The following is a 14076-nucleotide window of genomic DNA, read 5'->3' as shown; positions in this document are numbered from 1 at the left end:
TGAAAATAAAAGCGTAAAATTGTTGCAACAAAGCCAAGCAAATTGGTTCGTATGTAAATGTGACCAAAGTAGGCTAAAATAGCTGATTTTGCGGTATAGTAAAATTATTATAAAGAAAAGTTCGAACGGTTTAAGCGGTAGACCGGCCGATTCCAAAACGAACACTTCTCACGTTTGTTATTTTAAGTTGCTGAAAGTGGTTGCATTACTTAAGTTTTTAGTGGTATATTTTGTTAAATTAATAGTAATTTATTTAGAAATAACAGAAAAATTTATGATCATTATATATTTTAAATAGAATAAAGTTCTTTTGTTAGTATTGTCCTTTTTGTAGAAAATATTCTAACTTCTCCATCACTTTTGCTGAGTAAGGTCTGCTAAAGTATTGACAAAATAGGGGGATTATTGTATACTAAAAGCTACTTGGCAGTTTAATCAACGTTTTGTAATATCTTAGGTTAACTTTTATAGATATAAATTGAGGTGATGAGGTATGTATCCTGTATTCTATTGTGATGAGTTTGATGAACTTGATTTAGATAATGGTGGAAGTCCTTTAAGGAAAAAATTCGATGCAATAATTAAAGATTTAAAGGAGAATGAGCATACAAGTCTGGGAGATATAAAGTTAATAAGTGGTGATGGAGGTGTTAAATATTTTCGGGCTAAATTAAGTGATAGTGACAGATTATTATTTACGAGCATAAAGTATAATAATGAAGATGCTTTTGTTATTTTAGAAGTAATTCTGAACCATAAATACGACAAGTCAAAATTCTTAACAAATAAAGAAAAAATAAAAAACATAAAAATAATAGATCAAAACAATAAAGAAGTTTCTGATAGTACGGGTGAAGTGAAGATTAGAGATGCTCCACAAGTTCGTTGGTTAGATAAATTTATCACTTTTAGTGCAAAGCAAGAAGACATAGTTGAAAATGCTGAAGGTTTACCTTTAATCGTTAGTGGATCTGCTGGTAGTGGAAAGACATCGGTGGCTTTGGAAAAGCTTAGGAAGATAGAAGAGGAATTCAAGGAAGGAAAAATTCTGTATATTACCCAGTCTGAAAGTCTTATAAAAAAATCAAAAGAATTATATGAATATGAATACTATGATGGAGCTGCCAATAAACTAAGGACTGGTGTTTCACAGCGAATTGAGTTCTTATCTGTTCATGAGTTTATAGAAAGGGTAACAAAGGAAGATGTAGAAGGAAAGAAGCCGATCAATAGAAATGCATTTTTTTCATGGTTCAACGAAAAATGTAAGAAAAAAGAATTTAAGGAGTATGCAAAAGACGGAGAGAAAATATTTGAAGAATTTATAGCTGTGATAGCTGGAAAATGCTTGAGAAAGAAAAATATGAACAGCTAGGAGATAGACAATCTATATTTCCTAGGGACAAAAGGAGCCGTATTTATGGTTTTTTTGAAAAATATAGGAAGTTTATAGAAGAAGATCGAGAATATTATGATCCTAACCTTATCGCTCATAGGTGTACTGAAGAAGAAATACAGTCTAATAAAGTTTATGATGTGGTTGTTGTAGATGAAGTGCAGGATTTGACTGAAAGCACATTAAAGCTGATATTGAAGAGCTTAAAAGATGAAAGTAAGAGTAATTTTTTATTATGTGGTGATGTTAATCAAGTGATACATCCAAGTTTTTTCTCTCTGTCTAAGTTAAAGTCTTTTCTCTATCAGAATGAATATAACAAGGAACCAAAGGTTTGTATTCTTGAAAAGAACTATCGTAGTAGTAAGCAAGTTATTGAATTAGCCAACCGTATACTACACTTTAAGAATCATTATTTTGCTTCAGAAGATCAAATGACAGAAGATGAAAAAAAGCTTTTTTTATGGAGAGTGATACTGAAAACCCAGGTAATGTCGGCTTTATTGCTAAGGGTGATGAACAAGAAATAGCAGAAAAAATATCTGAGTCTACAAATTGGGCTGTTTTAGTCCTGGATGATGAGAGTAAAGAAGATGCTTGTAAGTGTTTTGATCCTTCATTTGTGTTTAATATACATGAAGCCAAGGGCTTGGAGTTTGACAATGTAATTCTTTACAAGTTTACATCTCATAAAGCCTACAGTGATATGTGGGATGTAGCACGTCAAAACGAAGATAAGGAGGAGAAGGTTGAAGATACTATTAAAAAAATTCGTGATTCATATGATAAAAAGGATGTTAACACTTCAAGACCTAAGGATAAGGAAGATAGATCTTTTGAGAAGTATAAATTTTATATACATGCTCTATATGTTGCAGTTACTCGTACTGTTAGTAATGCCTATATTATAGAGGGTGAAAAACAGTGTAATTTATTAAAAGTAGTAGCACTAGGAAAAGAAGTTAATAAAGTAGATACTAAGGATATCAAGAAGGAAAAATTTGACCCTAAAAAATGGAAAGCTAGGGCACTAATGTTAATAGATAACGGAAACATGGAGCAAGCTAAAGGTAAGGTAATAAAACTGCTAGAAAAAGGAGAAAAAGAATATGCTCAAGAGATCATGGATGCATTAGAAGCTAAAGGACACCGTGTAGGAGCCGTGGCAAATACTGTAGTACAGTCTCCTTCAGACAAGGCTCGTAGTGTTGAGGGTGTAAGAAGAAAAGTGAAGAAACAGTTAGAAGTGGAAAAAGAGTTGATAGCTGCTATTAAAGATGGTCATACGGAGACAGCAAAGAAATTAATAGATGAAGATGTTAATGCAAAGGATCTAAAAGAGCAGACTCCTCTTCGGTTAGAAGGGAAAGAGCGCGTTACGAAATTGAAAAAAGAGGGAAAAGCATTTGACAAAACAATCAGAGGATTAAAGGACGAAGCGGTTGATAATTTGATGAAATCCATGAAGCCAGGAGAATTTATGAGTTTTAAAGATGATGTGATTAAGGGTATTTATGTTGAATATTGTGTTCTGGAACTATTCGCTATGGCGATTATGAGTGTATTTGAGCCCAAAGTTAAAGAGAGACATACAGCGTTTAATAATAAAAATGGTAGAAGTTTACCTGAGGAAGAAATCACAAACGAATTAACAGCTATTGTTGCAGGGAAGCGGCGTTTAATGCAATGTAAAAAGATTAGGGACGGTGCAAAAAATCTTGTAGAAGGGGTATTTGTAAATATTCTAGAGTTGCCCGATAAAAAACAAGTGAGCAGAGACAAAAAATATCGATTGCAACTATTACAGGAAAAATTCAAAAATCCTATACGAAGTATAGAGGAAAACATAATGAAACAATTAAAAGAACTTGTAGATGATTATTCAGAGGAGGAATTAGATTCAAGACTTGATGAAATTTGCCAAGCGTTGGAAAATAATGTAGCGAAGTTGAAGAAGTACATAAATCAAGAAGAGCAAAAAATTAAACAAGAGGAAGTGAAAGCGAGTCTTTTATCCCTTTTTCCAAGTAAAGAGAGGGTTGATTTAGTTGCACGATCGCAAGAATGTTTATCAGAGAGAGCACCTTTAAAGATCCATTTTAATAAATTGGTCCATAAGCTAGAAGATTGTAGAAAGAAAGTCGAAAATCTTTCTCAGGAGCAGTTGAGCTATTCTGAATTTGAAAAGCTTAGGGATGAAGCTATAGATATTACAGGTAGATTTGAAAAATTACTGCAGACCTATGGTCATATATTTAAACAGTCTGCTAAAAATCGAAGAAAGATTGGGCAAAAATTTGATGTAGTTGACCTTCTTCTGCTGCCTGGAATTGGGGTTGATGCTAGGGATGAAGAAGGCTTTACTTTTTTACATGTGGCAGCAGAAAATGGTCTTAAGAATATAGTTGACTCTTTTCTGCAGTGTGGAGCTGATGTTAATGATATGAGTAAGAAAGGTATTACTCCTTTACATCTAGCAGCAAAAAATGGTCATAAGGATGTAGTTGACCTTCTTCTGAAGAGAGAAGCTAATGTTAATGTTACTGCGAGTGGTAGTATTACTCCTTTACATGTGGCAGCATACCATGGTCACGAGGAGGTTGTTAAGGCTTTATTGAATAAAGGTGCTGATATTAATTCCAAGGATAACGATGGTAAGATACCACTAGAATTAGCGAAAAACCACCCTATTGTTGAAAATATTTTAAACTTAACAAAACAATTATTTGATCATATAAAGGAAAATCAAGTAGAAAAAATTCGATCTTGCATAAATAAAGGGGCAATTGTTAATGCTACTAGTAAAGGTAAAACACCATTACATTTTGCAGCAGAAGGTGGTAATAAGGATATAGCTGGACTTCTTCTTGATAAGGATGCTAATGTTAATGCTAAGACTGAGGAGGGTTTTACCTCTTTGGCGTTAGTGCTAGAATTTGGCTATTCTAAGATAGTTGACCTTCTGCTTGCTGGTCCAAATATTAATGTTGGTTATATACAAATTGGATCTCTTGAAAATGGAAAAAATAAAGAAAAAATTCGTCAAAAATTTGCTCAAGATGCTAATCTGTTTCAGAAGGTAAAAAAATCGGCAGAAGAAAAAGATGAAAATAAGGTAGATGCATTACTCAAAGAGATAGAAGAATTACTGGAATCAAAAACTGAGTATGGTTTTAAACCAAGTTTGAATTACTCTCCAGATGGTAAAGATGAAAATACGACTATTGAGATTGCTATTAAAGCTGGTGGGAAGATATTGCGGCTCTTAAAAGAACAACAAGAAAACCCTCAGCCTAAGAGTAGTTTTAATGATGTTTCTACTCCTCACAATTTGGCTCAAGCTCAGGCTTCAATTACATGAAATTTAATTCCTTAACTTTTGAATTTCATCTATCGAAAGGCCGGTAATTTCAGCGATAACATCAATAGAGACACCGGCCTTAAGTGAATTTTTAGCCACTGCTATTTTAGCCTGTTTTTCGCCCTTTTCTTCGCCAATTTGAATACCTTCCTCTCTGCCTTTTTCATGTCCAATTAGGATGCCTTCCTCTCTACCTTCTTCTTTACCTTCCTCTCTAGCATCATCAAGTTTTTGAGCGAGGACAGCCTGTTCATCAAGAATACGTTTTATTTCCTGTTCATAGGCAATAAATTCTTTTTCTGACCAGTTAAATCTATTTAGCTCTTCATAGGCCTTTTTAATTATTACATCACTACCTATTATTTTTTCCAGCTCTTCTTCACTAGTTTCGTCTGCATATCGAAAAAAATAAACCCATTTTTCAACTATATTTTCCAACTGATCTTCCTTATTATTTGGAAATTTTGGCAACTCAATAAATATAAAATAGAAATCTTTTAGATCATGCTCATTAGTGTCTTCATCTCGAATAGTATGCTTTGATTTGTACTCAGATTTATTAGGAAACAGTACACAATCTGCTATAGCAATGAAGATAATTTCCTTAAGGTTATGATACTGGTCACCTTTATCAGCTTGCCTTGAGTAAGCTTTAGCAGCATAGTATTGGGCACGTTTTTCAAATCCTTTTGTTTTAGCGACCTGCATCTCGCAAATGTATTGAGCACCTGTAGAATCCCTACAGAGAACATCAACAATACTTTGCTTTTTAGCGGCGATATCAGGGTCTTGAATAGTACTTAAAAACTCTATATCCTTTATTTCATTTTTACCAGTAAAGCCAAGAATATCATTGAGGAAGTGAATAAGGATATCTTTATTTTTTTCAGTACCGAAGATACGCTTGAAAGAGTAAGAGTTCAATGGACTAAGATATTTACCCATCGAACCCTCCTCTAGGAACCGTACGTGAAAGTTTCCCTTCATACGGCTCGAGCCACCTTAAGTCCTTTTCTTTAGAAACGGCAACAGTTTTTATCGAATATTTGGACATATCAAATTCCTTCTTAGAACTAACATTAATCATACCTTACCATTTTTGCAAAGAGAAGAGTTTTTTTGATTGACGTTCTTTAAAGTAAGCATACCACTCTTTATCATAGGGGTTAGCTACTGCTCTAATTTTCTTATGGCGGCGAATTGGTACACTTGTCGCTTGGAAGAGTTCTTTCCATTCAATTATGTTTTTATTCTTAGCCAGTACTGCAAAACACCATTTTCGAGACTCCTTGACTTTAAAGTATTTACCTTTAATCCAACGTAATCCTTTATTAGGATGTCTGCGTTTTGACCAGTGCCATAAGGCTTTGAAGATCTCATGGTCCACTTTTTCGTAAGCTTTTCTCGCACATATTCCTTGATGGTAATTGGCCCATCCTCGAATTTGAGGTGTAAGCATATCAATTACTTTTTCTTGGGTTTCTGCGTTCTTCTTGCGAATTAGGTACCGGATGCGCTTCAGAAGTCTGTTTACACTTTTTTCTGAAGGTTTGATGATTAGTTTTGTTTTGTACTTGCGTACTGTCTGACCGAGAAAATCGAATCCCTGTTCTATGTGTGTGATCTTTGTCTTTCCTGCCGATAAAGATAGCCCTCTTTGGCTCAGGAAGTCCTCTACAAGCCGTTTGACTTTAGTCTCTAGAGTTTCTTTCGATTTTCCAGTTACTATAAAATCATCCGCATAGCGGATCATGTGTACACCATATTTCTTGCGTTTTTTGGTTCCCTTTTTTCCGAAATGTTTATTGAAAACATCATCAAGACCGTCGAGAGTTAAATTAGCAAGTACAGGAGATATAATTCCACCTTGTGGAGTTCCTGCTATTGTGGGATGTAGCATTCGTCTTTCTACGAATCCAGACCTTAACCATTTATTTAGGATACTCTTTTCCATTGGAATTGAGTTTTTCAACCAGTGGTGGTCTATTTCATCGAAACACTTCTTAATATCCTCCTCTAAAATCCATTGCGGAGCATCACGTCTTGCCAATGTTATGAAAATTTGACTTACCGCATCTGCTGCTGAACGATGCACCCTGAATCCATATGAGTGAGTGTCTCCTATTGTTTCTGCAACAGGGTCCAAGCCCATAAGGTATAAGGCTTGTATCGCACGATCTTTTATAGTTGGAATACTAATCGGCCGCTTGCCGCCCTCAGGCTTGATTAGATAAATGCGTCTCATAGGTTGAGAGCGATATCCACGTCGCTTTAGGCTAGCAATTCCTTGAGATTTAGCTGAAGGACTTTGCCACAACTGATTATCAACACCAGCCGTGTATTTTCCTTTGTTCGAAGTTACGCGTTTCACTGCTAATGCTTTAGCACTAAAACTACGTGTGAGAAGATGTTGTAAAGTTTTCACTTTATTCCATCTCCCATCTTTTGTTGCCTGAACAATACGAGCTTGTAGCTTCCTGGTTTTTTTCTTACATTGAGACCAATTAATTTGGTTCCAGTGCTCGGCAGTACCGAAAGGTGCACTTACAATTTTACCTGTAACCATCTGCTTTCCTCTCTTTAAAAGTTTTACAAACAATCTTGTCCAAGATGACCATTGTGGACGTCAGTTCTCTTTCGAGCCAGGTAACGTTAAACCTGTATCACATCCATTACAGATGAGCGTTCACTTTTTCCACACTCCCAATCCCACATACCCATAAGCCTTTCTCACGATCGACCTTACTGAATATCCAATATTGGTACTCAGAGATATATGGGGTTTCCTTGTTCCACCTATTAAACAACAACGGGTTAGGATTGATCTCTACACCGGTGACCTTGATGTTTGCGTATCAAATGCGTTCAGTTTGATAACCAGTCTACTTACCTTTTGGTTCAAGCCTATCAGTGTCTTTGGCTTGTTCGACGTAACGATGCTTAGGATCATTTGCTTGCGCTATCCATACCATTAACCCTAGCCCCCGTGCCAACTCGACACTTATAGCATTGTTCTTTCTTCGCAGACCGAACTTCTCCTTTTCAGGCGGGTTCATTGTCCTAAACGCTTTGCACAAAGCATTACTGCTTTTGTACAGTCTAGTAGGGTACGAGCGGCAAAACACTCGGTTTAGTCAGGGTGACCTGCGAAACAATTTAATAAGCGACTTTTCACGTCGCACAAACGATACATCATTTTTGGGATCAAGAAACTTAGAAAAAGTCATAAGAAATCAACCTAAAAAGCATTAATAATTATACACAATTCTGAAGAAATGTTCAAGTTTTTTATTTTTTTAAGTTTTGAATGCGTTGATGAAAAAAATGTCTCCCATAGATGGCTTTAGAATGCTACTACGCACCTTAGACGTCCTTTTTATTATCAACCCTTCTATAAAGCGCTTTAAAAGGCTGGCAAATGGATGCTATGAGTTTGGAGCTGTAGGAGACATCAAAGATACCCTTTTTGGTGTATAAAAATACGAATCTACGACAACATCGTTTAAAGAAATTAGCAGCTATTAATATCTTCTACCTTTTCATAAAAAAATAAATAAAAAAAATTGAAAATTTGATTTGACTTCACCCAAAAGCTATGGCTTTATGCCAATACTGCTAAGAAAATAACAGTAAACATTTAAAAATAATTTATTATTAGTGAAGGGTATATTATATGAACAATAAGAATAAAAGTAAAGATCGTAAAAAAGAAATAGTGACCTTACCCAGAAAAAGTGGAGAGAAAGAAAGGAGTTTTTTCGGGTAAAATAAAATTTTGGAGGATTAGAAATGGCAAGAGAATATACGGCAGAATTTAAATTGGAATCTGTTAAGCTGGCAAATGAACAAAGAAAGGTAGGTCAACCAGTTGCAAAAGTAGCAAGAGATCTAGGAATAAGGGATAGTGTATTAGGAAAATGGATGAAGAAATATAACGAAAAAAGTCAGCGGCAAATGCATTTCCAGATGTAGCACCTTATGACAAAGAGAGATTTGATTTACAGAAAGAGTTAGCAAAAGTAACAAGAGAAAGAGACATTTTAAAAAAAGCCCTGGCCAGTCAAAAAGAGTAAAATATTTTTTCATAAAAGAGCATAGTAAACACTATAAAGTGCAGGAATTATGTAGGGTTTTCTGCTAGTGGCTACTATAAGTGGACTACAAGGAAAATAAGCAGTAGAGAATCAGCAAATAAAGAGTTATTAGCAGATATTCAAAAAATATATCAAGCTTCTAAATGTAGATATGGAGCTCCTAAAATTCATGCTGAATTAAAGGCTTTGGGTAAAAGTTGCAACTTAAAAACAGTGCAAAGTATTATGCAGAAAAATGACATCAGGGCTATACTGAAAAGAAAGTTTAAAATTAAAAAACAACAAACAGATAATAGAACTGTAGCTCCCAATATACTAGATCAAAACTTTATTGTTGATCAACCAAATAAAGTATGGGATTACTTACATCAAAACCAAGGAGGGATGGCTATATTTGGCAGCAATAATTCTCACGTATGGTAGTTAATGAGTAGTGCAATAAATAAACAATTGGTTATGAACTCTTTATTAATGGCCGTTAACAAGCGTAAACCTGCCAAAAATCTACTATTACATAGTGATCAAGGTTCACAATATACTTCGCAAGGTTATCAATATCTCTTATCCATAAAAAACATAGATGAGTCATAAAGGTTGTTGTTACGACAATTCTGTTGTGGAAAGCTTCTTCAGTTCTCTAAAAAGGGAGTTACCAATAGACACCTCTCGGCACTCTAAACAGCATATCAAAACTGCTATATTTGAATATATAGAAATTTTTTATAACAAACAACGTCACTATTAACTATTGCATTCCAGAACAATTTGATGCATCATTCTTTTTGTAAAAAACATTCCACACTTTCTCTCCACTTTTTCTGGGTAAGGTCATCATAGCATTAGTTAGATGCATTAGAATTGATCATGATGATGTACATATAATGCTTAGGTTTCAAGAACTTGCTCTGGAAATGCAAAAAAAAATGTTCAACATTATGTCGCGAGTCAAACTTAGGGTATTTGGCGTCTCATGTTTAATTTTTCGCACTACGTGCATCGCATGTCTTTAAAAATTTCTGGGTTTTTACCTATATAAGCCGAAACGCGCTTATAAAGCGTTACAAGACATCAAAAAATGCCAATACTCGACAGAGATAGTAAAAGACTAGCTAACTCGGGGATTCTTTGTCTTTTTTTCTGCTTAGTAAATTTCTTAAACATTTGCAGCGTAGGTTAGTTGCAATTAAAAGCAGCTGAATTTCGCTTGTCAAGCGTTTAAAACATAAAAAACGCCAATATTTTAAAGCGGATAATAACCCCAGGGCTTCTTTTGCCTTTTTTTTATTTGGTAAATTTCTTAATGTTTATGGCTAAACGACAATCGTCATCCCGCTACGTGTTAGCGGGATCTATGCTTTGAGATACTGCGAATGAATCGCGGTATGATGGTTAAGTAAGGGATCTATGCTAAGAGATGCCAAAGACCTTCATGAAACTTTGCCCATTTGGCTTCTCTAAAGATTTCGTTTACAGAATCTAGTAACTCAGCTATGCAGAATAAAAAAAGTTTGTATGGTATACAAATAGTGTGTTTTTTTTATAATTATTTTCTATAATACATAAACCTTTGGTCCAAGCTGTAAATGCCACCATAGGCATTAAAAGTTAATTAACAAACTGCAATGTATAATGAAATAAAGACACTTGCAAGATTTTGATCTTGCAAATCATAAACTTATCATAAAATTTAATAGTGTCTGTTACTGCTTTTAGGTGTGAGGCTAGAGGGTTATTAGCAGTAACAGACACTATTAAACTTATTATAGAATTTACTTAAAGTAAATACTTAATTTAAAATATTATAATATTTTTACTTACAATAGATTTATGTAAATGCTTTTTTCCTCAAATTAGTATTGTACTATTATACTTGTTGAATGCTAAAAAATTATTAACCATCACTAATCTCTATTTGCATAGTAAGTTTATATATACTATTATACAGTATATCACTTAGTTTTATAGCAAACAAACAAAAGATATGGTGAAGTTATTTGCACTATTGATAATATTTTACTCAAATATATCTGTTGCCTCTGCTCCTACTTCCTGGCAATTTGGATTTCCTGCTCCTGCAACTGAAGTAATGGAGGCTGTAGTTAGGTCACATTCGTTTGTGATGCTTGTGATGGTTACAATAATGCTTTTTGTGTGGGCGCTGCTTGCTTATATAGCGTTTCGCTTTCGTAAAAGCAAAGTAACAAACATAAGTAAAACTACCCATAGTGTTCCTTTAGAAATTATTTGGTTTGTTATACCAACTATCATTGTTGGAATATTAGCCTTTGAAAACGCTAAATTACTGAAGCTACAGGAAGAAATACCGAAAGCTGACATAACACTAAAAGTTATTGGCCATCAATGGTATTGGAGCTACCAATATCCAGAATATCAAGGTGTGTCATTTGATAGTTATATTAAGGGAAAAGAAGACTTTATCGAAGGAGATTTAAAGCTATTCTCTGTTGATAACAACATCATTTTACCCGTTAATGCTAACGTTCGTTTACAAGTTACAGCAGGAGATGTGATACACAGCTGGGGAGTACCGGCTTTTGGTGTAAAAATTGATGCGATACCAGGTAGGCTGAATGAGGCGTGGTTTAATATCAAAAAGCCTGGTGTTTATTACGGGCAGTGCTACGAATTGTGTGGTCAAGGCCATGGATTTATGCCAATTGTTGTTGAAGCAGTAAGCAAAGAAGATTTTAATAAGTGGATTGAAAATAGAAAATTAGTGAGTTAAATTTGGAGTATAGATATGAGTGACGTACCAAAGGGCATAAAGCGTTGGTTGTTTTCCACTAATCATAAAGACATAGGGACACTGTACATTATTTTTTCCATATTAGCTGGAATTATTGGTGGATTATTATCGGTGATTATTCGCACTCAGCTAATGCACATTAATATACTTAACAATAATTATCAATTATATAACGTAATGGTTACAGGGCATGCGTTGATAATGGTGTTTTTTATGATAATGCCAGCCTTAATGGGAGGATTTGGTAATTGGTTTGTACCTCTCATGATTGGCGCACCAGATATGGCATTTCCTCGTATGAATAATTTAAGTTTTTGGTTATTAGTGTCATCTTTTATTTTGCTCATTCTCTCAGTGTTTATTGGTGAAGGTCCAGGTACAGGTTGGACTTTATATCCACCTTTATCACAGGTAATGTCCCATCCAAGTGCAGGAGTTGACCTTGCTATACTTGCACTTCATGTTGCTGGTATGTCGTCAATTGTTGGGGCGATCAACTTTATAGTTACTATATTTAACATGCGCGCAAAAGGCATGTCATTAACTAAGATGCCACTGTTTGTTTGGTCTGTCTTGCTAACAGCATTTATGTTGATTGTTGCTTTACCAGTGCTTGCCGGTGCTATAACTATGCTTCTTACTGATCGCAATATTGGCACTTCCTTTTTTGATCCTGCCGGTGGTGGCGATCCTGTGTTATTTCAACATCTATTTTGGTTTTTTGGTCATCCAGAAGTTTACGTAATTATTTTTCCTGCATTTGGCATCATAAGTCAGGTTGTATCAACTTTTTCTCACAGACCTGTATTTGGTTACATAGGGATGGTTTATGCAATGATAGGTATAGCAGTATTTGGCTTTATGGTTTGGGCTCATCATATGTTCACTGTTGGGCTTAGTGCTGATGCTGCTGCATTTTTTAGCACTACCACAATTTTTATCGGTGTTATAACTGGTGTAAAAGTCTTTAGCTGGATTGCAACTATGTGGGGTGGAGCAATTGAGTTTAAGACCCCTATGCTATTTGCACTAGGTTTTATTTTTATGTTTGTTGGCGGTGGCATAACGGGAATAATTCTTTCTCATGGTGGAATAGATAAGCTCCTCCACGACACCTATTATGTTGTTGCTCACTTCCATTATGTCATGTCACTTGCTGCATTATTTGGAGCTTTTGCTGGCTTTTATTATTGGATTGGTAAAATGTCGGATAAACAATATAATGAGCGCTTAGGTCAAATCCACTTTTGGCTTACTTTTATTAGCACCAATATCACTTTTTTACCTCAACATTTCTTAGGATTAGCTGGTATGCCAAGGCGTATACCTGATTATCCTGATGCGTTTATCCCTTGGAATTATATATCCTCAATTGGTTCGTATATGTCCTTTGTTTCAGTTATGTTTTTTGTGTTTATAGTTATACATCTCTTTAAATGGGGCAAGAAAGCTGGAGATAATCCTTGGGGAGGTGACACCTTGGAATGGACGGTATCTTCACCACCGCCTTTTCATACTTTCGAAAAACCACCAGTGGTAAAATAGAATGTACACAAGTGTTTTGCTAAATGTTGAATCAACAATACTGGATTTTTGGCGTTTGCTGAAGCCAAGGATAATGTATCTTGTGGTATTTACTGCAGTTGCTGGTATGATTACTGCACCAGGTAGTATGCACCCTTTTCTAGCACTAATATCTCTTATATGTGTTGCTCTTGGCTCAGGATCTGCAGGTGCTATAAATATGTGGTATGACAAAGACATAGATCTGCTCATGGAAAGGACAAAAAACCGCCCTATACCTTCAGGTAGAGTTTCTGCAGAAAGCGCGCTTGAATTTGGTATAACTCTTGGAATATTGTCAGTATTTATCATGGCAATAGCAGTAAATTATATTTCTGCTGCTTTGCTTGCAGTTAGCATATTATTTTACGTTTTCGTATATACAATTTGGCTAAAAAGGCGTACTCCGCAGAATATCGTTATCGGTGGTGCAGCAGGTGCTTTTCCTCCAATGATTGGCTGGGCAGCTGTAACTAATTCTGTCAGTTTGGAAAGTTTCATTTTATTTTTAGTAATTTTTATGTGGACTCCGCCACACTTTTGGGCCCTATCTTTAAATAAGTCTGAAGACTATGCAAAGGCATCGATTCCAATGTTCAATATTGTTTATGGTCCGGAAAAAACAAGAAAATATATATTAATTTATAGTGTCTTGCTGGTGCTAACTAGCTTGCTTCCAGCTCTATTCTTGAAAAAGGCTTTACTTTATCTAAGCATGGCAATTTTTGCAGGTTGCATCTTTATTTGGTACGCTATATCAATTCTCAGATTCAAGAACCACAACTCACAGAAACAAATGTTTTCTTACTCAATTTCTTATCTATTTTCCCTATTTGCCAGTATTATTTTTTGTTCTATTGATTTATTTTAGTTATGAAAGAACGGCAGAAACATA

8 protein-coding genes and 1 pseudogene are annotated in these 14076 nt (G+C 35.0%); 7 read left to right on the top strand and 2 right to left on the bottom strand.

Annotated elements, in window-relative coordinates:
* Nucleotides 1-493 precede the first annotated feature (493 nt).
* From ONI09_RS04700 to ONI09_RS04690, 3 genes are read left to right on the top strand one after another with little or no spacing between them, the layout of a single operon-like run.
* Nucleotides 494-1375 (top strand): UvrD-helicase domain-containing protein, encoded by an 882-nt coding sequence (locus ONI09_RS04700; protein ID WP_265013828.1) that lies wholly within the window; start codon nt 494-496, stop codon nt 1373-1375.
* Nucleotides 1345-1926 carry an AAA family ATPase gene (locus ONI09_RS04695; RefSeq protein ID WP_265013827.1) on the top strand — a complete coding sequence of 194 codons (582 nt, stop codon included), beginning with the start codon at nt 1345-1347 and terminating at the stop codon, nt 1924-1926. The genes ONI09_RS04700 and ONI09_RS04695 overlap by 31 nt, the downstream gene beginning before the upstream one ends.
* Nucleotides 1860-4757: an ankyrin repeat domain-containing protein gene (locus ONI09_RS04690; RefSeq protein ID WP_265013826.1), complete on the top strand. Its 2898-nt coding sequence runs from the start codon at nt 1860-1862 to the stop codon at nt 4755-4757. Before ONI09_RS04695 ends, ONI09_RS04690 begins: the two co-directional genes overlap by 67 nt.
* Nucleotides 4758-4760: 3 nt before the next feature.
* Here ONI09_RS04690 and ONI09_RS04685 read toward each other — a convergent pair whose 3' ends face one another.
* Together ONI09_RS04685 and ltrA are read right to left on the bottom strand one after the other, a co-directional pair.
* The gene (locus ONI09_RS04685; RefSeq protein ID WP_265013825.1) at nt 4761-5702 is read right to left on the bottom strand and encodes an Rpn family recombination-promoting nuclease/putative transposase; all 942 of its coding nucleotides are present in this window, start codon (nt 5700-5702) and stop codon (nt 4761-4763) included.
* A 145-nt stretch (nt 5703-5847) separates the two neighbouring features.
* A complete protein-coding gene (gene ltrA / locus ONI09_RS04680) occupies nt 5848-7323 on the bottom strand; it encodes a group II intron reverse transcriptase/maturase (protein WP_265013824.1) in 1476 nt (491 codons plus the stop codon).
* A gap of 1223 nt (nt 7324-8546) precedes the next feature.
* Between ltrA and ONI09_RS07105 the strand changes: the two are divergent.
* From ONI09_RS07105 to ONI09_RS04645, 4 genes and pseudogenes are all read left to right on the top strand, one after another.
* Nucleotides 8547-9639 (top strand): annotated as a pseudogene (locus tag ONI09_RS07105) (IS3 family transposase).
* A 1193-nt stretch (nt 9640-10832) separates the two neighbouring features.
* A complete protein-coding gene (coxB, locus tag ONI09_RS04655; RefSeq protein WP_182320018.1) occupies nt 10833-11597 on the top strand; it encodes a cytochrome c oxidase subunit II in 765 nt (254 codons plus the stop codon).
* A 15-nt stretch (nt 11598-11612) separates the two neighbouring features.
* Entirely contained in the window at nt 11613-13163 is a 1551-nt protein-coding gene (ctaD, locus tag ONI09_RS04650) for a cytochrome c oxidase subunit I (protein WP_265013822.1), read from the top strand.
* Between the two features lies 1 nt (nt 13164).
* Nucleotides 13165-14052: a heme o synthase gene (locus ONI09_RS04645; protein ID WP_265013821.1), complete on the top strand. Its 888-nt coding sequence runs from the start codon at nt 13165-13167 to the stop codon at nt 14050-14052.
* Nucleotides 14053-14076: the final 24 nt, after the last annotated feature.

The organism is Wolbachia endosymbiont of Drosophila pseudotakahashii (genome assembly GCF_026015925.1).
In the GTDB taxonomy this organism is placed as follows: Bacteria; Pseudomonadota; Alphaproteobacteria; order Rickettsiales; family Anaplasmataceae; genus Wolbachia; species Wolbachia pipientis.
This window is presented reverse-complemented; position numbering and strand designations above follow the sequence as displayed.